Origin of the sequence: Nocardia abscessus NBRC 100374, from assembly GCF_000308455.1 — a bacterium.
Taxonomy (GTDB): Bacteria; Actinomycetota; Actinomycetes; order Mycobacteriales; family Mycobacteriaceae; genus Nocardia; species Nocardia abscessus.
This window is the reverse complement of the sequence record NZ_BAFP01000109.1, coordinates 1-21,370: the sequence shown is the minus strand read 5'-3', so window position 1 is coordinate 21,370 and position 21,370 is coordinate 1. Positions and strand designations below refer to the sequence as shown.

The window sequence follows — 21,370 nt, the reverse complement described above, 5'->3', positions numbered from 1 at the left end:
CGCGAGTCCCCGGGACGGTGACTGTTTGCTGCGCGGGAATTCCGGGTATCGGTCTGTTTCGTGCCACACCTGCGGTTGTAGGGATCGCAGGTGGATCGAATCGAGGTCCGTGGACGGGCTGGAGAGGACGTGCACGTGACCGACCGGACTTCGGAGAGTTTCCCGCTGCGGCGTTCCGTGGCGGCCTCCGCCATGGGCAACGCGACCGAATGGTTCGACTACGGCGTCTACGCAGCCACCGCGACGTATCTCACCGACGCCTTCTTCCCCGGGGAACTGGGCACGCTCGGCACCATGCTCGGCTTCGCCATCTCGTTCGTACTCCGGCCGCTCGGCGGCATGGTGTGGGGACCGCTCGGTGACCGCGTCGGCCGTAAAGCCGTGCTGGCCACCACGATTCTGCTCATGGCCGCCGCGACCGGCGCCATCGGCCTGCTGCCCACCCACGCGTCGGTCGGTGTACTCGCCCCGATCCTGCTCATCCTGTTGCGCGTGGTGCAGGGCTTCTCGACCGGCGGCGAATACGGCGGAGCCGCGACGTATCTGGCCGAGTGCGCCACCGACCGTAAGCGCGGTTTCCTCGGCAGCTTCCTGGAATTCGGCACGCTCGCGGGCTTCGTCGGCGGCTCCGCGACCGTGCTGGCCTGCCAGCTCGCACTCGGTTCGGGCACCATGCACGACTGGGGTTGGCGCATCCCGTTCCTGATCGCCATCCCGCTCGGCCTGACCGGTTGGTACCTGCGGGCCAGGCTGGAGGAGAGCCCGGTGTTCACCGAAGTCGCCGAGCACAAGCGTCCGCCCGGCGGCCTGCGCGAGGTGCTGACCACCTACCGGCGCGAGACCCTCACGCTGGCCGGACTGGTGGTCGCGCTCAACGTGGTCAACTACACGCTGCTGACCTACCAGCCCACCTATTTGCAGAACACCATCGGTATGGGCGAGTCGGCCACCACCGCGATGATGCTGGTCGGTCAGCTGGTGATGATGCTGGTGCTGCCGTTCTTCGGCCGGCTGTCCGACAGTGTGGGCCGCCGCCCGATGTGGTTGTTCTCGCTGATCGGCCTCACCGTGCTCGCGGTGCCGATGTATTGGCTGATGGGTCAGGGCACGGCGTGGGCCATTTTCGGCTTCGTCGTGCTCGGACTGCTCTACGTGCCGCAGCTTTCCACCATCAGCTCCACGTTCCCCGCCATCTTCCCGACCCACGTCCGCTACGCGGGCTTCGCGCTGGCCTACAACGTCTCCACCGCGGTCTTCGGCGGTACCGCCCCGCTGATCAACGAGGCCGTCATCGATGCCACCGGCTGGGCACTGTTCCCCGCCCTCTACATGGTCGGCGCGTCCCTGATCGGCCTGGTCGCTTGGAACTACCTGCGCGAAACCGCCGGAACCTCACTGCGCGGCACCGAGGTCCCCGACGCGGGCGACCCCACCCCCGAGCCGGACCTCCCCGCCCAACCCGCGTTCTGAACCGGAAGCGTTCAGTCGGTGGCGGACCAGATGGTCACCGAGGCCGTGTATGCCCCGCTCACTTCATCGGATGCCGCCCGCCAAGTCGGCGAGGCGCTCGTACATCAGGGCCAGATCGCGCTGATAGCCGAGGTCGGCGGGCGCCGATCGGACCAGATGGTCGGCGATGGCCAGGCCGCGGCGAAAGTGCTGGGCAGCGGCAGTGCGATCTCCGGTATCGCGTGCGAGGCTGCCCTGTTTGTCGCAGCAGGAGAGGAGATCGCGGTGATAGCCGAGGTTGCCGGGGTCCGCGGCTGCCAATTCCTCGGCGAGGTCGGCCGAGCGGTGGTACCAATCGCGCGCCGCGTAGTGGTCCCCGTGCGAACGCGCCAGCGTGCCGAGCCGGTCGTAGGTGAGGGAGAGGTCGCGGCGGTAGGAGAGGTTCGAAGGCGCGGCCTCCACCAGCGCGAGATCGATGGCCAGAGCGTTGTGGTAGGCGCGCTCGGCTCCGGCGAGATCGTATCGGGCACGGGCGGTGTCGCCCAGCTTGTGGTAGCAGAACGAGAGATCTCTGCTGAAGGAGCGGTTGTCCGGCGCGGCCTCCACCAGGCTCGTGGCGATCGCCGTGGCGTGCTCGAACAATCGCGTCGCCTCGTCGGAATCTCCCTGGGCGACTGCTATTTTGCCCAGAGCGTTGTAGGCCAAGAGCAGGTCGCGTCGATACCGCAGGTTTGTGGGGTCGGCGGCGGTGAGTTTTTTCGAGAGCACCAGGGAGCGACCGCAGTGCGTCGCTGCCGCATCGTGGTCGCCCTGATCGATCGCCAGCGAACCGAGTGCGTCGTGGACGATCAGAAGGTCGCGGCGGTACTGCAGGTTGCCGGGCGCGGCGGCGGCCAGCTCCTCCGTGCAGTCCAGCGCACGTCGATAGAACCGGGCCGCTTCGTCGAAGTCGCGCCATTCCCTGGCGATGTCACCCAGCACATTGCACGTGACGACGAGGTCGCGGCGGTACTGAGGATTGGTGGGGTCGGCGGCGAGGAGTTCCTCCGTAATGGCCAGGGCGCGGTGATAATGCCGGATCGCCTCGTGCGGGTCGCCGTGCGCGCGGATCACTCCGGCCAGACGGTCCACGCTGACCGAGAGATCCCGCCGGAACCCCGGATCGGACGGTTCGGCCGCGACGAGCGTTTCGGTCAGCTCGACCGAGCGCCGATACAGCCGGATCGCCTCCGCCAGATCGCCGCCGGCTCGGGCTAGTCCGGCGAGTTTGTCGTAGCAGATCGACAGATCGCGACGGTACTGCAAGTTGTCCGGCTCGGCATCGACCAGGTCTCGGGTCACGGCGAGCGCGAGCTGGTGCAGCCGCGCCGCCTCGGCGACGTCACCGGTGTCCGACGCGAGACTGCCCATCTTGTTGTAGGACACCGAAAGGTCCCGTCGGTGGATCGGATCTCCGGGCTCCGCGGCGGCGAGTTCCTCGGTGAGCCGGAGCGTGGCTCGATAATGGTGCGCGGCTCTGTCGGTCTCGCCCGTGGCCTGAGCGAGGTCGCCCACCTTCTCGTTGACGACGGCGAGATCGCGGCGATACGAACGATTCGCGGGCTCGGCCGCCGCGAGTTCCTCGACCAGGGCCAATGCGCAGTGATGCAACCGGGTGGCCGCATCGATGTCTCCCGCTGTTCGTTCGAGACCGGCCAGTTTGCCGTAGGACACCGAAAGATCACGGCGGTACGCCGGGTTGTCCGGTTGCGCGGTGGCGATGCGTTCGCCGATCGCGACCGAGCGACGGTACAGGCGCCTGGCTTCGGCGGGCCCACTCGCACCCGGGGCAGGCTCACCGTCGGGCAACGATTCTTCGGCGGCTCGGCCGTCGAACCCGTCATCGAGGACGAGGAGAAAAGCGCGGCGGTACAGTCGCCCGGCCGTCGCGGCATCTCCCTCGGCGCGAGCGAGGTCGCCTATCGCGAGGAAGGACAGCGATAGTTCGCGCGTGTTCTCCGCTTCGAGCCCTGCTGCCGCGGGTACCGCGCACAGGAGGAAGCGGGCGATCGTGCCGAGAAGCGCGCCACGCTCCGGAGGTTCCGAGCTGTTCGCGGGATTCGCCACGTACTCGACCAACCGGCGGTGATGTGCGGCGAGATAGTTCTCGGCAGTGGACCTGACGTGTTCGTCGTCCGCGCAGAACCGGGTGAGGGCTGCGAAACATCGCTCACGTTGCCGGGGAGAGGCGCTGTGCACGCTGTCGGCCAGCAGTCGCACCCCCTCGTCGTCCTCCGCGCGCAGCGCCTGACCGCCGAGCGGGCCGGGCGGAGGATTGAGATACCGGTCACCCGGACAGTGGGTATGCAGCCACTGAGCGACCGCCGTGCGGTCGGCGGCCGTGTCGAGTCCATTCCCGAGGACCACTGCCATCAGCCGGTCCGCCTCGGCGGCGTCCTCCGCGCCGAGCAGGGTCGCCAGTGCGATGGCGCGGCGCAGGTCGGCTTCGGACACTCCGTCCGGACCGGTTTCGTGCCAGTCGCGAAGCGGATCACTCGGCCCCGAAGCGGTGGGGGGATGCTCGGTCGGGGCCGGTCCGGCGCCTTCGGTGAGCGGATCTTCGAACATGCCATCCCCCAATGGTTTCCGTGAGCGAGCCGACTCCGACGCTAACAGTAGGGTCCGACAAGTGTGGGCCGGCGCCGTGCGGGATCGCACCATCGGCGTGGTCGTCGCGCGTTGCGGCGCGGGATGCCCGATCGGCGGATCGGTCAAGCGGAGCCGGGCTGTTCGTCGTCCTCCGGCCAGCCGTCCTCGATGATCAGGCGTCCGTCCTCGAGTGCGGTCGTGTACTGATCGGCGACCAGGTCGGCCGGGTAGGTCGGCCAGTAGGAGACCGCGCCGGTGGGCTTGTCGATCACGCAGACCGAACCGCCGACGACGACCTGCGGGCTGTCCGGGTCGGCCTGCGGCGGGCGGGGAAAGGCGGCGAGGGCGACGAAGCAGGTGTCGAATTCTCTTATCGAGTAGGTGATTCCGCGTTCGGCGTAATCACCGTTGGTGAGGTGGTGGCCGACGATCCGGTGTGCCTCGGTCAGGTCCACCGGTGTGGTCGCCTCGGTCGGGTAGGCGTGGATGTCCATGTGTCGTGGCAGCCGGGGAATGGCCGCCCGCTCCTTCCGGGTCTCTGGATAGCACGGCGGCGGCTCGGTGCAAGCCGGTTTCCGGTCAGTCGAACCGGATGGTGGACAACATCTTGCGGGCCAAGGCCTCCGGATCGTGATCGTCGGCCAGTGACGAATTATGCAGTGCCCCTTCGCGCCACAGCGAAGCGAAGCCGTGCACCAGCGACCATGCGGCGAGTTGCGTCGCCCGCTGACGGTCGTGGCTGCGGCCCGGTTCGATGTCCGAGACCCCGGAGCGCAGCGCCGCCGCGGAACGATCCCGCGCGGCCCGCAATGTCGCGTCCTCCGCGTGCAACAGGTTGTGCCGGAACATCACGTCGAAGTGTCCGGGATGCTCGCGCGCGAAGCGAATGTACGCCACCGCGACTTCGCGGAAATCCGCGCCCGCCCGCGCGAGCTGCTCGGCCAGCAGGTCGAAGCCCTCGGTGGCAAGCGCGGTGAGCAGACCGGCTCGATCACCGAAGTGATGGGCGGGCGCGGCGTGCGAGACGCCCGCGTGCCGGGCCAGGTTGCGCAGCGAGAGCGCGTCGACGCCGTCGGTGGCGATCCGCTCGGCGGCGGCGGTGAGCAGCGCCGCGCGGAGGTCTCCGTGGTGGTAGCTGTCCTTCGCCATCTCTCGATGGTGGCCGATCATCTAGACATTGACAAGTTCATGCCTCGGTTCTAATCTTTCCACTGTCAAGATTTGCTCGCCGTTCCCCAGGAGATTCCGATGGCACCGCTGGTCGTCCTCGCCGCCGTCACCGCGCTCGCTCGCCTCATCGGCTGGCTGATCGGCAACGACTGGCTCGATTCGTGGGCGCACGCGACCGCACTCGGCCTGGCCGCGATGCTCGTCCTCACCTCGAGCGCGCACTTCCTCCAGCCGCGCCGCGACGCGTTGATCGCCATGGTGCCGCCGCGGCTGCCGAACGCCCCCGCCCTGGTGACGCTGACCGGCGTACTGGAACTGGCGGGCGCCATCGGCCTGTTGATCCCGGCGACGGCCGACCTGGCCGCGGCTTGCCTGATCGCGCTGCTGGTGGTGCTGTTCCCCGCGAACGTCCGCGCGGCTCGCGCCGACTTGGGCATCAAGACCATGCCCCTGCCGCTGCGGGCGCTGGTTCAGGTCCTCTTCATCGCCGCCTGCGTGGCCGTCATCGTCGGCTGAGTACGGCAAAAGGCCCGCTCACGCACCGGAACACGGTGGGTGAGCGGGCCTTTCGCGCTGTTCAGTCGGCGCGCAGCGCCTTGGCGATGGTGCGGCGCATGAACGGCCGCGCCAGATCTTCGGGCAGGTTCGCCCAGGCGAGGAAGAACCGCGTCAGCGGGTCGAGCGCGATGTGGCGGCGGCCGCGTTCCAACCCGCGCACCGCCGCCTCGGCGACCCGCTCGGGCGACATCGGCTCGATCGACCCGGTGATCGCCTTGGTCTCCACCGGCTTTCGCTGGTTCTCCATGGCCAGGCCCGGCGTGTCGGTGTCGGCGGGATAGATCACCGTGACGTCCACGCCTTTGGGCTCGACCTCGTAGCGCAGGCACAACGCCAGCTGCCGGACGCCCGCCTTGGTCGGCCCGTAAGCGGTGTATCCGGTGATCCCGAGAAACGCCGCGGTCGAGCTGACCAGCAGGATCTTCCCGCTGGACCGCTCCACCATGCCGGGCAGTACGCGCCGCACCGTGTGCACCGCGCCGAGATAGTTCGCCGACATCTGCTTCTCGAACTCGCCTGCGTCCAGCTCGAGGAAGCGGCCGGGCAGGGCGAGTCCCGCGCAGCAGGCGATCACCTCGCACGGCCCGTTGCGCTGCTCCAATTCCGTGACGGCCGACTCGAGCTGTTCCGGGTCCGTCACGTCCGCGGCGGCCCAGTCCGCGCCCAGCCGTTTCGCGGTGTCGCGCAGCGGTGGCTCGCGGCGCGCGATGATCGAGACCCGCGCGCCACGCCGCGCGAAGGCGCCCGCCACCGCGGCGCCGATCCCTTCCGATCCACCGGTGACGATGACGTGCTTTCCGACCCAGTCGCTGACCCGTGCCATCCCGGCGATCCTCAGGCCCGGCTCGCGGTGACGATGTCGGCGATCCGATCCCGCCACAGCAGGTAGGTGCCGGAGGTGCCGTCGTCGGGCAGGTCGTCGAGCGAGGTCTCGATCAGCGCGTCGGTTTTCGCCACCGTGGTCCCGCAGAAGACCTGCGCCGCCGCCTCGCTGTGCTCGTTGACGCTGTTGGTCTGCTGCCGGATGCGCGCGACCATGGCCGAACCCAGCGACAGCTGCGGCCGGAACTCGTCGGCCACGTCCCAGAGTTCCTCCATCGCGGCCGTTTCCACGCCGCCCGCGAAGGTGACCGCGATGCCGACGCCGCTCCACAGATCGATGTGGCGCTTCGGGTCGAACTCGTTGATCAGCCGCACGACACCGGCCGGGTTGCCGCCGCCGATGAACCACAGCGCGCGTCCCATGCCCTGGTCGGCGATGCGCTTCAGGTTGTCCCGGTCGCCGAGCCAGCCGGGGTAGCGGGTCTCGACGTGCTTTTCCCGCACGTAGCGCTGCATCTGGAAGAACGCTTTGTAGAAGCCGTAGCCGTCGATGGCGAGCCAACGGAACAGCGGGTGCTGCGGGAACAGTTTCTTCCACCGGAGCTTCGGGATCTTCGCCATGGCGAGGCCCACGCCGACGTACATGGTCAGCGCGTAGTCACCGGCCGGGCCGTCGATCAGGTCGGCGGCGCGACGTCCGGGCGAGAGCGAGTCGATCGCGGTGAGCCCGACCGCGGCGCCTTCGTAGGCGAACCCGCGGTACTTCGGCGGCACTTGGCGCAGCGCGGCGATCAGCTCGTCGTTGTCCGAGCTGCGGACCGCGGAGTCGATGCCGCCGACCAGGTGCATGGTCACCTGCTCGAGTTCGAGCGCGGTGTGCTGGTCGGGCTGCTCGAATCCGCTGAGCACCATGCGGACACTGGCTGGACTGGGGACGAAGAGGGCCGCGCGCAGCGGACCCAACGGCGAGGGCATGGGATTCTCCAATCGTCGGCAGGTGAAAGCGCCGAGCACGCGGTGCGGCTCGGCGCGATCGGTCATGAGCGGGCGGCCTCCGTCGCCGGCTCGGGTTCGCGTGCGATCTCGGCGTCCAGGTCGTCGGCCACCACGGGCTGCTCCGGTGCGCTCGGTGTCGCGCCGCGGTGCTGCCACCATTCGGCGAGGCCGCGTGCCCACCAGTACACGCCGCGAGCGCCACAGACGATGACCAGCGCGATGAACAACCCGTAGGAGATGTGCAGCGCGGTGACCACGCCGTACATGATGCCGACCGAGGCGCCGAACATGATCTGCTGCTTCTTGCCCGACGGCGTGGTGCCCGGGTCGGTGACCATGTAATTCGTGAACAGCACGAAGGCCAGACCGGTCATCATGCTCAGACCGGCCAGGATCGAGACGTTCGGTTCGACGAGCCCGCGCACGATGGCCTGCAGCGCGAACGCGCCCACCCACGCCATGATCAGCGGCATCTTCAGCGTCAGCTTGGCGTTCAACAGGGTGCCCGTCATCAGCAGGCCGAGCACGATGAGCGCGTCCGCCGGTCCGGTGATGTACTCGGTGAAGTGGTACGGCGGCGCGACCGCGATCATCGGGAACACCAGGAAGCACACCACGACACCGAAGTTCGACGGGTTCATGAAGTGGCGCATCTTGCCGTTGATCTTGGCGCGCAGCACCCACTTCGTGCCGACCGCGACCACGATGCCGAAGATCACCGGCCACAGCTTGTCGTGCGCGAAGGTCAGGAAGTTGAACGCGAGACCGGTGATGTGCGCGGGCAGCAGGAATTCGAACAGCCCACGCGGCCCGCGGCCCAGGAACGCGGGCGGGCGCTTGTAGGCCCAGGCCGCCAGGACTTCCAGCCCGATTTCGGTGGAGTACGCGGTCGCCAGTGCGATGAACGGCCAGAGGAACGGCTGCTCGAAGCCGAGCAGCGGGAATCCGATCAGGTTGAAGACCGTGATCGAGATGGCGAAATTGCGCAGCGCGAGATAGCGCGTGTCCTTGGTCGGCGCCGGTGTCTCCACCCATTCTTTGGCGAATTCGGTGCCCGACCGCTGCACAGCCGAGATGCGCTCCGCCGCGGTGAGGCTCGCTCCGTTGCCGTTACCCGCCGCGGCGGCTTTGCTCTGCGCGCCTGCGCCGTCGGTGCTGCCGTTGGCGGTGCTGCCGTTGCCTTCGGTCGCCGAGGTTTCGTGATGCCCGTTCGACGCGGCGGTCGCCTCGCCCGGGTCCTTGTTGTCGTTGTCGCTCATCGCTGCTTGACCTCCTGGGCCTCCGAGGCGAGGTTCACGGTGTGCCAGCCCGGCGCGAGCTGGAGGGTTTGTTCGTGCGGCGTGCCGTTGGTCTCCCGCCAGCGGAGCACGACGTTCAGCGGGGCGGCCGGATCGACGTCGCCGAGGCCGATGTGCACCTCGGTGGCACGCTTTCCGGTGTGGCCGCTGCCGCCGTCGAGGTGGCTGGTGAGCAACCGGCCGTCCGGCGTGCGCACCTCGACCTGGGCGTCCACGGCGGGGACGCCCTGGGCCGGAAGACCTGCGATGGTCGTCGTGGCCGCGTTGCCTTCCCAGCTCGGCTTGAACAGCTTCAGGCCGAGGAACTGGCCGTTGTTCGCCTTGTTGTTGTGGTAGAAGGTCGGATCACCCCACTGGCGGGCGACGGCGAAGCTCAGCGCGCCGTTGCCGGAGGTGTCGCCGACTGCGATGCCGCGCGAGGGGACGGGGGTGTCCATGCCGAGGGCATGGGTGAGGTTGGCGAATTTGCCGTCGTCACCACGGCTGAAGAAGCCGACCGGATCGCTGCCCGCCAGGTCGGCGTCCTCGCCGATGATCGGCCAGGACCACGGGTACTTGGTCAGGTCGTCGTTCATGGTGCCGAGTTCCTGGATCTGCGGCCACCGGTTGGTGTCGCCCTTGATCATGCCGGTGGCCTGGACCACCTCGTTGCGGCCGTCGTTGTCGAAGTCGTCGATCTTGGCGTCCCAGCCCCAGGTCTCCCAGGCCAGTCCGACGTCCGTCGCGCGGTTCTTGAACGGCGCCACGCCCTCGGCCAGTTGACGTGCCGCGTCGGCGGTGTCCTTGGCGGTGTTGTAGAACGCGAAGTGGCCTTCCATCAGCGCGAAGCGCACGGCGATGTTGCTGACGAACAGGTCGGGCATGCCGTCGCCGTTCAGATCGCCGAAGTCCGCGGCCATGCCCTTGTCCGAATCATGGCCCATCACATACGACTTCGGCTCGGTGATGCCGCGCTCGCCCTCGGCGAAACCGAAGCGGATCTGGCCCGGCGTGGACCGGTTGACGAACAGGCGGTCGCGCCCGAAGTCGTTGGCCACGTACAGCTCCGGCAACTGGTCACCGTTCAGGTCGGACGCGGCGGCGGCCAGCGCCCATCCGGTGTCCATGCCGATCGGGAACGGGTTGGCCACCTCGCGGTAGTCGGCGGTCGGTTCGTCGCCCGACTTGGCGGAGGCGAGGGTGAAGATCCGGTCCTTGCCGCCGTTGCGCGCGTTGGACAGCGAGTCGGTCATCCACAGCGCGAGCTGGCCCTCCTTGGAGAGCACGTCCATGTCGTTGAAGTACTGGCCCAAGTAGATGTCCGGCTTGCCGTCACCGTCGAAATCGGAGACCGAGACCGCCGCGGTGATCCAGCGCTCGCCTTCGTAGTGCCCGTCCGCGGTGTTCGGGGAGGGGACGAGGTCGATCGGACGGAACGCCTTGGCCTCCAGCCGGGTCGCGTTGGCGCGCTGCAGGTACAGGATCGGCGTGCGGCCGTAGTACGACACCAGCGCGTCCAGCCTGCCGTCACCGTTGAAGTCGCCGGGGATGCAGCCCGACGGCACCGTGGAGGAGTCGGCGGGCAACGGCTTCGGATCGAGCACGAACGGCTCGTAGCGGCCGGTGTTGCTGTCCGGCGTCGGAGTGATGAAGGCCGCGTCCGAACGGGGATCGACCACGCACAGGTCGTCGGCCAGCCGGTTGCCGTCGAAGTCGTTCATCGCGATCGCCGCGCCGACCGAGGAGATCCAGGCCGACAGGTGCTTGTACGGTTCGCGCAGCTCACGGATCTTGCGATCGGTCGGCAGGCCCTTGGGCAGCGCGATCGGCATCGCGGTGAAGTCGAACTTGCTCGCGATCGGCCCGCCCGCCTCGTCGTAGGTGGGCAGCAGCGTCGAACGCGCGGGAATGAACAGCGAACCCATCAGCGCCAGAGATACCGCGGGCACCACCGCTTTTCGGAGGAGGGATCGGTTGATGGGAATTTTCACGAGTGCTGCTCCTCATGGGCGAGTGTGAATTGCTGTCCCGCGGTGTCCGCGAGTCCGTCGAGCACCTCGCGCAGCGTGGCCAGCGCCTGGTCCATTTGCTGCTCGGTGTGCCTGCAGTTGATGAAGAACCGCAGCCTTGCCTCCCCGGCCGGGACGACCGGGTGGGTGATGGCGTTCACGCTGAAATCGCGCTGCAGCATGGCCAGCGCCGCCAGCACGGCGGGTTCGTCGGCGCCGGTCATGACCGGGATGATCGGCGAGTCCTCGGACGTGCCGATGTCGAAGCCGTATTCCTTGGCCCGGCGGTGGAAGTACGCGCTGTTGTGCCGCAGCCGGGTCACGCGTTCGGGCTCGTCGCGCAGCACCTCGAGTCCGGCCAGCGCCGCGCCGATGGCCGACGGCGCGGGTGCGGCGGTGTACATGCTCAAACCGCCCGCGACGTACTTGAATCCGTCGACCAGCTCCCGGTTTCCGGCGAGATAGCCGCCGACGCTGCCGAGCGCCTTGGACAGGGTGCCCATCCAGACATCGACGGCGTCACCGGGCAGGTCGAACAATTCACGCACGCCGTGCCCGGTCGCTCCGAGCGTGCCGAACGAGTGCGCCTCATCGATCATGATCGAGCAGTCGTAGCGGCGGGCCACCTCGATGATCTCGGGCAGCCGGACCACGTCGCCGTCCATGCTGTAGAGGCCCTCGATGATCACCATGGCCCGGTCGAAACTGCGCCGCGACATCTTCAGGATGGTTTCCAGCGACTCGGGATCGTTGTGCCGGAAGGAGACCCGCTTGCAGCGCGACCACTCGGTGCCGGAGACCACGCTGTGGTGGATCAGCGCGTCGCAGACCGCGAGATCGCGCTTGCCGAGCAGGAATCCGACCGCGGCGGCATTGGTGAGGTAGCCGCTGGCGGTCACCAGCGCGGCTTCGGTGTCGTAGACGCGGGCGAGCTCGGCTTCCAGCTCACGATAGATCGGCAGCTCGCCCGCCACGATGCGCACCGCGGCGGCGGAGGTGCCGTACCGATCGATCGCGTCCTTGGCGGCCTGCCGCACCCGTGGGTCGGCGGCCAGGTCCAGGTAGCCGAAGCTGCTGAAGTTCACCACGTCCCGGTCGGCCATCCTGGTCACCGCACCGCTGATGCCCTCGTGCGGCAAGTAGTACGGGTTGACCAGGCCGACCTGGTTGACCCAGGCGTCGAACCGGCCGAACCGCTGCCCGGCCTCCAGCACGCCGGGGTGGTCACGGAAGGAGGTGTGCGCGACTCCGCGTGGCGCCGTGGCGCCGTTGGGGGCCGCGGTGGCGGTGGCGGGGCCGTTCGCGGCTCGCGCACCGTTGGTCGTCGCCGGGGCGGCGGTGGTGTCACCGCCTGCGTGCCTGGCCAGCAGTGCGCGGGCCAGCTCCCTGGAGTTGTTGTCCGTCATTCGTCCTCGCTCCTCGCCGCGCGCTCTTCTTCCTGGGCAATCTGCTCGGCAATCCGCGCGCCGAGCCCGCGCAACGTCAGTCCGATCACGGCGAGCACCGACAGCTGGGTGCCGAGCACCTGCACCACGCGGGCGCCGAATTCCATGCCCATCAGTGAGTCCATGCCGAGTTCGGGTAGCGGGGTGTTCAGGTCCACCGTCTCGGCGTCGACGCCGAGCACCGCGGCGAGCTGTTCGGCGAGCAGGTAGGCCACCACCTCCCCGCGCTGCTCGAGACCCAGCTGGAGGATCTCGGCCCGCAGCGCACCCGCGCCCGCCGCCCCGCCGCCCGCGGCCGCCACCTGGTCGGCGAAGCGCGGCGTGCGGGTGGACGGGCGGTGCGCCAGCGCCCACTGGCTCCAGTCCACGTCGAACAGCACGATCTGCGGCAGGTCCAGCCGCAGGCACTCGCCGAGCAGATCGGTGGCCACGTCCATGTCCACCGAGCGGTAACCGGTCATCTCCGCGTACCGGCTGACCGCCTCGTAGTCGGCCATACCGCCGCCACCGCTCATGAAACCCCAGTTCACCGCCAGCGCGGCGGCGCCGCGGGCGTGGCGGGCGGCGGCGATCATGTCCAGCACGGAATTGGCCGCCGCGTAGCCGAATTGCGGTGAGATGCCGACGATGCTGCTCGCCGAGGAGAACAGCACGAACATGTCGAGTTCGATGTCGGCGGCCGTGACGGCGGTGTCCAGGTTGACCGCGCCGGCGACCTTGGGCCCGAAGATCTCCGCCAGCGACTCCGCGGTGATCTGCGGGACCTCGAGGTTGTTCACCACACCGGCCGCGTGGAACACCCCGCGCAGCGGATGTCCGCCGGCCTGGATGCGTTCGATCAGCGCGGCGACGGCGTCGTAGTCGGCCATGTCGAGGCGTTCCTCGACGACTTCCGCACCGGCGGCGGTGAATTCGGCGATCGCGGCGCGGGCCGCGTCCGTGGTGGCGCCGCTGCGCCCGGCCAGCACCAGACGCCGCGCGCCGATCCGGACCAGCCAGCGCGCGGTGGCCAGGCCGAACGCGCCGAAGCCGCCGGTGACCAGGTAGCTGGCCGCCGGGTCGATCGGCAGGCCCGGCTGTGCGGCCAGCACCGTCGGTTTCGGTTCGCGCAGGTCGAGCACGACGCGGCCGATCTGCTTGGACCGCACCACGGTCTCGAACGCCTCGGTGGTGGCATCGAGGGTGAACGCGGTGTAGGGGAGGTACTCGTAGGTGCCGTCGTTCAGGGCGTCCATCGCCCGCCGCGCCGCGCGGCGGACCAGTTCGGGGCGCACGGCCAGGGCGCGGTCCATGTCCACGGCGAAGAACGACAGATTCCGGTCGAACGGGCGCAGGTCGATCGCCCCGCCGCCGTAGATGTCGGCCTTGCCGATCTCGATGATCCGGCCGAATTCGGCGGCCGCCCGCAGGTTCTGCTGGAGGATCTCGCCGGGGGAGGAGTTGTAGACCACGTCGACGCCGCGACCGTCGGTCAGCGCGAGCACGTCGTCGACGAAGCTGATCGAACGCGAGTTGACCACCTCGTGCGCACCCGCGGCCGCGGCCACCGCGCGGCGCTCGTCCGAGCCCGCCGTCGCGATGACCCGCGCGCCGAGACGCACCGCCACCTGGACCGCGGCCATGCCCATGCCGCCCGCCGCGCCGTGCACCAGCACCGTCTCACCTGGTTGCAGGTGCGCGAGCTCGCCGAAGGCGAATTCGGCGGTGAGGAAGGGCAGCACCGAGCTGGAATGGCAGGGGTCGAGGACCGAGTCCGGATAGTTCAGGGGCATGGTGGCGCCCTCGTCGGGCCGGAGGGTGACGTGCCTGCGGACCAGATCCTTGGCGCACACCGACATCTCGTCGCCGACCGCGACCTCGGTCACGCCGGGGCCCACCCGCTCGACCACGCCGAATCCGTCCATGCCCAGCGCGGTGCCGAAATACGTGCCGGCCAGCTCTTTCTCGGTGAGCACACCGAGCGCTTTGAGCGCGTCCTTGTAGTTCAGGCCCACCGCGTCCATCCGGATCTCGACCTCGCCGGGACCGGGCGCCACGCGCTCGACCGCGCGCCATGCCAGGTCCGACAGCAACCGCGAGCGCGGAATCTCCAGGCGGAAAGAGCCTTCCGGGTCGGTCAGCGGCGCGGCCTCGTCCCAGGCCGCCAGGTGTTCCCGCAGGGACTTGCGCAGGTGCAGCGCCCAGCACGCGCCCGCGCGCAGCGCGACCTCGTCGGCGCGTCCGTCGCCGAGCACCTGCTCGACGATGTCGGCGGCGCGCGTGGTCGGTTCGGTGTCGACCAGTCGCCACTGCACCGCGGGTTGCTCGTTGCGCAGGGTGCGTCTGGCGCCGGTGAGCGCGGCCTGCGCGGGATGCGCGAACGCGTCGATCGGTAGGCAGAAAGCCTGCTCGGTGACCACCACCGCGCGCACCTCGGCGGCCGCGGCGTCGTCTTCCTCGCCGATCACCAACTCGCCGACCGCCTTGGCGACGAGCGCGAGCCCGTAGGCGTTGGGCACCGCGTCCAGTTCGGCGCCGGACACCACGACGAGGCGGCTGCGCGTCACACCGGGCCGCTCGCGGGCGGCGCGCAGGGTCGCGAGGACGCGATCCGCGGCGCCGGTCTGCTCCGGCGCCAAGGTGAGCAGCTCCGACGCGGCACGGGCACTGGCGATTTCCTTCGCGCGCTGGGAGACGGTGCTGCCCAGACTGACCACGAGCAGGAACTCCTCCCCGCCCGCGGGTTCGTCGGCCGTGGCCGGGTCGTCGACGATGGACCACACCGGCTCGTAGAACAGGCCGTCGAGGTGGTCGTGCAGATCCGGTTCGGCCGCGAGACTGGCGAACCGCACGCCCGAAAGAGCGAGTACGACAGCGCCCTCCGGTGTGGCGACGGTGATGTCGGCGCACAGCGGGTCACCGTCCACCCGGCGCACCAGCACCACCGCCTGCTCCGGCAGCGGCCCGGTCCAGCGGACCCCGGCGACCGAGGACGGCACCACGACGCTCACCCCGTGCGCGGTCTGGGCATACAGGGCGGCGAAGCATTGCAGCGCCGCGTCGACCGCCGCCGGGTGGGCCAGGTGCGGCAGGCTCGGCGCGCTGCCCGCCAGCGGCGCGAGATCGAGGCGGGCCAGCACGGAGTCGGCGCCGACGCGCGCCGCGGTGATCAGCCGGAAGCTGGGCCCGTAGGCCAGGCCGTGCGCGGCGAGGCCGTCGTAGAGCGTCGCCGCGGCCACGTCCACCGCGTCCGCCGCGGGCGTGAGGTCGATCGTGCGCGCGTCCACGTCCGCCTCGATCAGCCTGCCGTGCGCGTTGACCGTCCAGGTCGTCGCGGTGGCGGCGCGCGAGCGCAGGGTGAACCGGTGGGTGGTCTCCTCGACGGTGAGGCGCAATACCGGCACGTCGTGCTGCGCGATCACCAGAGGCGCCACGAACTGGACCGACTCGAGTCCGAAGCTGGTGCGGCCGGTGCGGACGGCGACGGCGCTGAGCGCGGCGTCCAGATAGGCCGCGCCCGGCAGCACGACCGATCCGTCCACGACGTGATCGGGCAGCCACGGCAGCGCGGCCACCGACAGCTCGACCTCCCATTCCGGCGCGGACGCCGCCGTGCGCTGGCCGAGCATGACGTAACCGTCGGTCGCGCCGACGCGGTCGGCCTCGATCGCGGGGTCCTCGGTCCACAGCGTGCGGCGCTGCCATGGGTAGCGGGGCAGATCCAGGTGCGCGGCAGGCGTTTCCGGCAAGCCGGGTGCGTGCGTGGTGTCGAGCCCGCCCACCTGGTACAGCTCGCCCACGGCGCGCAGCAGGTTGTCGTGGTCGTCGGCGTTGCGGGACAGGGTGCTGATCGCCGCGCCGTCGAGGCCGCGGCGCACGAACGCCTCCTTGAGGTTGCCGCTGAGCACCGGGTGCGGTCCCACCTCCAGGAAGACCCGATGACCCGCGTCGAGCAGGCTGTCCACGGCCGCGCCGAACCGCACCGGTTCGCGCACGTTGCGGCACCAGTATTCGGCGTCCCAGTCGGGGCCGGACAGTTCGCCGCCGGTGACGGTGGACCAGATCGGCACCCGCGCCGGCTGCGGCGTGAGGCCGGCCAGCACCGTCGTGAGGTCGCCGAGAATCGGGTCCATCAGGTGGCTGTGATAGGGCACCTCGACGCGCAGCGCCTTGGCGAAGACGCCTTCCTCGGTCAGTTCGGCCCGGATGCGGTCCAACTCGGCGAGGTCGCCGGAAAGCGTCGCCGCCGAGTGACTGTTGATCGCCGCGACGCAGACGCCCGCCACGCCCGCGAGGCGCTCGTGCAACTGCTCTTCCGCCAGGCCGACGGCCAGCATGCCGCCGGTGCCCGCGGTGGTGGCCTGCAACCGGGCGCGGTGATAGCTCACCAGCAGCGCGTCGCGCAGCGACAGCGAGCCCGAGGCGTAGGCCGAGGCCACTTCGCCGACGCTGTGGCCGACCACCGCCGCGGGACGGATGCCGAGTTCGGCGAGTTCGGCCAGGAGCGCGGCCTGGACCAGGAAATTCGCCGGCTGTGCGTAGGCGGTCCTGGTGATCCGCGACTCCTCTTCCGGGCGCAGGAGTTCCTCGACGATCGACCATCCCGCGATCTCGCGGAAGATCTCGTCGATCGAGCGCGCGGCCGCGGCGAAGTGCCCGTCGGCCTCGAGCAGTCCGCGGGCCATGCCCCACCACTGCGGGCCCATGCCGCTGAATACGAACACCGGCTGGGTGGAGCCGTCGGTGAGCGCGCGGGCCGGGGACTTGCCCGCTCCCGCGGCGAAATCGGCGAGCTGGGCACGCAGGTCGTCGGCATCCCGGTATCCGAACGCGGCACGGAGGGGATGGTGCGCGCGCTGCGTCCAGGCGGCTTCGGTCACCGCGTCCACCGGGGCGGTCTCGGTCAGGTCGTGCAGCTGGGTGGCCATGGTGCGCAGCGCGGTCTCGTTGCGAGCCGACAGCGGCAGCACGGTGATCGGCGTCCGCGCGGCGTCCGCGGGCGCGGGAATCTCGGGCCCTCGGGTGAGGATCGCGTGGGCGTTGGTGCCGCCGTAGCCGAAGCTGTTGACCGCCACCGCGGCCCGGCCGTCGTCGTTCGGCAGCGGTTCGGTCGCCAGCGGAATGCGTACCCGCAGTTCGTCGAACCGGATCTCCGGGTTCGGGTTGTCCAGTCGCCGTTGCGGGGCGATGACGCCGTGGTGCAGGGTCAGCGCGGCCTTGATGACGCCCGCGACGCCCGCGGCGGCCTCGGTGTGCCCGATGTTGTTCTTCACCGAGCCGACCGGCAGCGGCTCGTCGCGGCCGTCGACCGCGCCGTACACCGCGCCGAGGGCGGCCAATTCGAGCGGGTCACCGACCGGTGTCCCGGTGCCGTGCGCCTCCACGAAACGGATGTCGTGCGCGTCGATGCCCGCCAGCCGATGCACCCGCCGGGCCAGGGCCTCCTGCGCGACCGGGTTGGGCACCGGGATCGCCAGCGTGCGGCCGTCCTGGTTGACGCCGCTGCCGCGCACCACCGCGTAGATCCGGTCGCGGTCCCGGACCGCCGCGTCCAGCGTCTTCAGCACCACGGCGCCGGCGCCCTCGCCGCGCCCGTAGCCGTCGGCGGCCGCGTCGAAGGACTTGCACCGGCCGTCGACGGCCAGGAACCGGCCTTTGCACATGGAGATGAACGCCTCGGGCCGCAGCATCGCGTTGGCGCCGCCGACGATCGCCGATTCGCACTCGCCCGATTCCAGTGCGAGCACCGCCTGATGCAGCGCGACCAGGGAGGACGAGCAGGCGGTGTCGATGGTCATGGTGGGCCCGAGCAGGTCAAGCAGGAACGCGATGCGGGCCGACAGCAGTGTGTGCGACGAGCTGGTCGGGCTGTGGCTGTTGATCGAGGCGCGGGACATCGAACCGCTGCGCACAAGGGCGTTGTCGTTCATGAAGCCGCCGACGAACACGCCCACCTCGCGGCCGCCGACCCGGCCCGCCATCCCGGCGTCGTCGAGCGCCTCCCAGGCGACTTCGAGCAGCAGCCGCTGCTGCGGGTCCATGATCGACGCCTCGCGCTGGGAGATGCCGAAGAATTCGGCGTCGAACTCCCACAGCGACTGGGTCAGGAAGCCACCGTGCCTGGTGTACATCCGGCCGGGCGCGTCCGGGTCGGGATCGTAGAACTTCGCGAGGTTCCAGCGATCCGCCGGCACCTCCACGATCCCGTCGCCCTTGCGCACGACGAGGTCCCAGAAAGAGTCCGGCCCGTCGATGCCGCCCGGAAAACGGCAGCCGATACCGACAATTGCTACATTGGGCATGCAAAATCCCCTGGTGCTCGGGTATTCGTAAACCGCCGACGCGTTTTCCGTCGGGCGTCTTCGAATCAGCGTGGAGACAACCGGAATCGCGACGCCGGTAAACCTGTTCGGCCGTGAGCGTCGTCCGGAGTGAAGTGGTTCCGCGGTAGGAGGTCAGTGTCCACCCATGGTAGGAGGACCGATTCGCGAAGGTCAATACGGAACTGTGCGGTCGGAGACCGAAAAATATTGCGCGAGAAGTAATGCTGGACGCGTCATCACCGCAGTTCAGCACCGGTATGACGGTATTATTCTGCTGTTATTACACGGTTATTGCCCCCTGAATCCCGAGCAATTACATCGTTATTCCGGTGTTATTCCGAACGTCCCGGCGCCGATCTGACGGAAGCTGTTGAGTGCGCGCTCGATTCGTGGCTACGATGGCTCGTCGAATACGCACTGGGTGAAAGGCGATGGGCGTGGATCCGTACAACACCGGGCAGTTCCGTATCGAGGCGGAGGCCGAGCCCATCGAAAGCCTCGCCTGGTTGCTCGGGTTCACCGAGCAATACATCGCGGGCTGGAACAGCGGGGACGGCGCGGCGGTCGCGAAATGCGTCACCGAGGACACGATCTGGCACGACCCCTCGCTGGACGCGCCCGCGCACGGGCGGGCGGGGGTGGAGAAATTCGTCGCCGACACGGTGCGCTCGTTCCCGGATGTGGCCTACACCAACCCGTTTCCGCCGGTGCTCGCCGCGGACGACCGGATCGCGCTGGTGCCGTGGCGGATGACCGGGACCCACCTCGGGCCGATCGACCCGCCCGGCTTCGGACCGACCGGCAAGCGGATCGACCTGCTGGTCATCGACGCGTGGCAGTTCCGCTCGGGGCTGATCTGGCGTAGCCAGGCCACCTGGGACCTGACGGAGATGTTGCTGCAATTGGGTCTGATGCCGCCGCGCGGAAGCGCCGCCGAGCGCGCGATGGCCCGCGCTCAGCGGTTGCGGTCCCGGCTGCCGTTCTGACCGGTACCCGGGGTTCAGTCGCCGAATCGATCGGCGAAGCGCTCCACCGCGAGCAGGACCGAAGTGCCGACGGTCTCCAGTTCGGCGCCCATGCCGACGAGCAGATTCACGATCGCGGGCACCAGCACTTCGAGCAGGCCATCGTCACCGAGGTGTCCGGCCATCTCCAATTGGACGAAACCGAACAGGCCCATCCAGAGCTGCGCCGCGGCCGAACGGACGTCGGAGGTGTTGATCAGCCCGGCGTCCTGGGCGCGCTGCACCGCGCCGACCACGTGGTCGAAGGTCTCCGCGTAGTGCTCGAACTCCGAATCGTGCCCGGCCACGAGCACGTTGCCGCGGTTGATCTTCATGTCGATGCGCGTGCCGGTGCCGAACATCAGCCCGAACAGCTCCGGCCTGCGCTGGGCCTCGTCCCGGAACACCAGGCCGAGCACGAGCAGATCGGTGATCGGCTCCTCGCTCACTCCGGCCGCGTTCATGCGCTCGGCCAGTTGCGCGAAGCCGGCGGAACCGGCCGCCCGGATCAGGCCGGGCATTCCCCCGAAATTGGAGTACACGGCCATCGTGGAGACTCCGCACATGCGCGACACGCGGCGGACGGTGAGCGCGTGCAAACCCTCGGTGGACACCACCTCGACGGTCGCGTCGATCAGGCGATCGCGCAGCGCGGTATTCATCGAGTCCGTCCCGGCAGGGCGCACGGCTAGTTCGGTTGTTCCGGCAGTCTGCTTGCTCATCGCTTCCGTTTCCCCGAACACGGTCAAGCCGTGACGCATAGGTCCGCTAGTGCGCTGTCTTCGGGAACGCGGTATCGCGGCGCGGCCGAGCGCCCTCCGGTCGCCGCCACCGCGAAGGCCGCCGGTCTCGCGGCCGTCGACCGTGGCCGGAGTGCTCGGCCCTGTCCTGGCAGTGCCAACGGAACGACATCTGTTCCGATCGATGCACCATCGACTCGCTCGGTCCGGAAAGCTGATCGTGGTTCATCGCGCACAGATATCTCCGTTCTTGCCGCACGAACGGGCGGGCAGAGCATGAGGTGGGACCGCGTTCGCGGACTACGAAGAGTAGGCGCACCCAGCGAGAGGTGCGTGTCGGAAGTGAGTGTCGTCACTGAAACTCTATGTGATAGAGCGTAACATCGACGCGCGATCTGCCAAATGTTTTGCGCCCTCTTCGAATTCGCCGTGTGACGAGGTGTTGTGAGATCGGACGACGAAGACGTCGAAGTAATGGGTGCGGTGACAATCGCCGTCCGCGCCGGCATCGGCACGCGCTGACGCGCCTCGGTAATCGGCTGCTGCCGTTTCTCGATCTGCGCGGTCACGAACACGCGGCAACGTTATCGTTCGCAGCGGACAGTTTCGTGGGTGGGAGGTCGGCCGATGTCGTCATCGATTTCGGGATTCGTCGCGTGGCCGGTAATCGGCTTCGTCGCCGCCGTTCTGGCGGGCCGGTGGTTGCTGGTACGCGACATCTCCGTCGATAAACTGCTGAATCAGCTGTTCCTGTGGGGCTTGCTGAGTCTGCTGCTGTATCGCTGCACCATGACACCCGGCATCGCGAGCCTCGGTCATCAGCTCTCGCTCGGCTGCACGGTGATGTCATCGATGTGCCTGCAAGGGATCGTCGGCATCCGGGCCTTCGACGCGGACCCGGCCGCGGTCCGGCGCAGGCACCGCGTCTGCTGTGTGCTCGCGTCCGCGTCCACCGCCGCGATCCTGCTGG

At 69.1% G+C, this 21,370-nt stretch carries 13 protein-coding genes and 1 pseudogene; 4 read left to right on the top strand and 10 right to left on the bottom strand.

The window, feature by feature from the left end:
* Positions 1–192: 192 nt before the first annotated feature.
* Complete coding sequence (locus tag ON19_RS21900; RefSeq protein WP_051169188.1) at positions 193–1,470, top strand: MFS transporter; 1,278 nt, start codon at positions 193–195, stop codon at positions 1,468–1,470.
* 63 nt (positions 1,471–1,533) lie between these two features.
* Here ON19_RS21900 and ON19_RS21895 read toward each other — a convergent pair whose 3' ends face one another.
* The 3 genes from ON19_RS21895 to ON19_RS21885 all read right to left on the bottom strand — a co-directional run bounded on the left by ON19_RS21895 (position 1,534) and on the right by ON19_RS21885 (position 5,226).
* Positions 1,534–4,056 (bottom strand): tetratricopeptide repeat protein, encoded by a 2,523-nt coding sequence (locus ON19_RS21895; RefSeq protein WP_043696009.1) that lies wholly within the window; start codon positions 4,054–4,056, stop codon positions 1,534–1,536.
* A gap of 143 nt (positions 4,057–4,199) precedes the next feature.
* Positions 4,200–4,571, bottom strand: coding sequence for an SUKH-4 family immunity protein (locus ON19_RS21890; RefSeq protein WP_043696006.1), 372 nt, complete (start codon positions 4,569–4,571; stop codon positions 4,200–4,202).
* An 85-nt stretch (positions 4,572–4,656) separates the two neighbouring features.
* Positions 4,657–5,226 carry a TetR/AcrR family transcriptional regulator gene (locus ON19_RS21885; RefSeq protein ID WP_043696003.1) on the bottom strand — a complete coding sequence of 190 codons (570 nt, stop codon included), beginning with the start codon at positions 5,224–5,226 and terminating at the stop codon, positions 4,657–4,659.
* 99 nt (positions 5,227–5,325) lie between these two features.
* Here ON19_RS21885 and ON19_RS21880 point away from each other — a divergent pair, with 99 nt between their 5' ends.
* Positions 5,326–5,763 carry a DoxX family protein gene (locus tag ON19_RS21880; protein WP_043696000.1) on the top strand — a complete coding sequence of 146 codons (438 nt, stop codon included), beginning with the start codon at positions 5,326–5,328 and terminating at the stop codon, positions 5,761–5,763.
* Positions 5,764–5,824: 61 nt separating this feature from the next.
* Here ON19_RS21880 and ON19_RS21875 read toward each other — a convergent pair whose 3' ends face one another.
* Genes ON19_RS21875 through ON19_RS21850 form a run of 6 tightly spaced genes read right to left on the bottom strand, consistent with a single transcriptional unit; the run spans position 5,825 to position 18,635 of the window.
* Entirely contained in the window at positions 5,825–6,628 is an 804-nt protein-coding gene (locus ON19_RS21875) for an SDR family oxidoreductase (protein WP_051169159.1), read from the bottom strand.
* Positions 6,629–6,639: 11 nt separating this feature from the next.
* Complete coding sequence (locus ON19_RS21870) at positions 6,640–7,668, bottom strand: DUF1702 family protein (protein WP_051169158.1); 1,029 nt, start codon at positions 7,666–7,668, stop codon at positions 6,640–6,642.
* A complete protein-coding gene (locus ON19_RS21865) occupies positions 7,665–8,882 on the bottom strand; it encodes an RnfABCDGE type electron transport complex subunit D (protein WP_174377717.1) in 1,218 nt (405 codons plus the stop codon). Before ON19_RS21865 ends, ON19_RS21870 begins: the two co-directional genes overlap by 4 nt.
* Positions 8,879–10,891: a CRTAC1 family protein gene (locus ON19_RS21860; protein ID WP_218006462.1), complete on the bottom strand. Its 2,013-nt coding sequence runs from the start codon at positions 10,889–10,891 to the stop codon at positions 8,879–8,881. Before ON19_RS21860 ends, ON19_RS21865 begins: the two co-directional genes overlap by 4 nt.
* Complete coding sequence (locus ON19_RS21855) at positions 10,888–12,315, bottom strand: aminotransferase class I/II-fold pyridoxal phosphate-dependent enzyme (protein ID WP_043695997.1); 1,428 nt, start codon at positions 12,313–12,315, stop codon at positions 10,888–10,890. Before ON19_RS21855 ends, ON19_RS21860 begins: the two co-directional genes overlap by 4 nt.
* Positions 12,312–18,635 (bottom strand): type I polyketide synthase, encoded by a 6,324-nt coding sequence (locus tag ON19_RS21850; RefSeq protein ID WP_043695994.1) that lies wholly within the window; start codon positions 18,633–18,635, stop codon positions 12,312–12,314. The genes ON19_RS21855 and ON19_RS21850 overlap by 4 nt, the downstream gene beginning before the upstream one ends.
* A gap of 452 nt (positions 18,636–19,087) precedes the next feature.
* Between ON19_RS21850 and ON19_RS39085 the strand changes: the two genes are divergently transcribed.
* Positions 19,088–19,642 carry an ester cyclase gene (locus ON19_RS39085; RefSeq protein ID WP_051169157.1) on the top strand — a complete coding sequence of 185 codons (555 nt, stop codon included), beginning with the start codon at positions 19,088–19,090 and terminating at the stop codon, positions 19,640–19,642.
* Positions 19,643–19,656: 14 nt separating this feature from the next.
* On the opposite strand, the gene ON19_RS21840 is transcribed toward ON19_RS39085, so the two are convergent.
* The gene (locus ON19_RS21840; RefSeq protein WP_169334203.1) at positions 19,657–20,382 is read right to left on the bottom strand and encodes a TetR/AcrR family transcriptional regulator; all 726 of its coding nucleotides are present in this window, start codon (positions 20,380–20,382) and stop codon (positions 19,657–19,659) included.
* Between the two features lie 645 nt (positions 20,383–21,027).
* Here ON19_RS21840 and ON19_RS21835 point away from each other — a divergent pair.
* Positions 21,028–21,370 (top strand): annotated as a pseudogene (locus ON19_RS21835) (hypothetical protein); the annotation flags it as partial.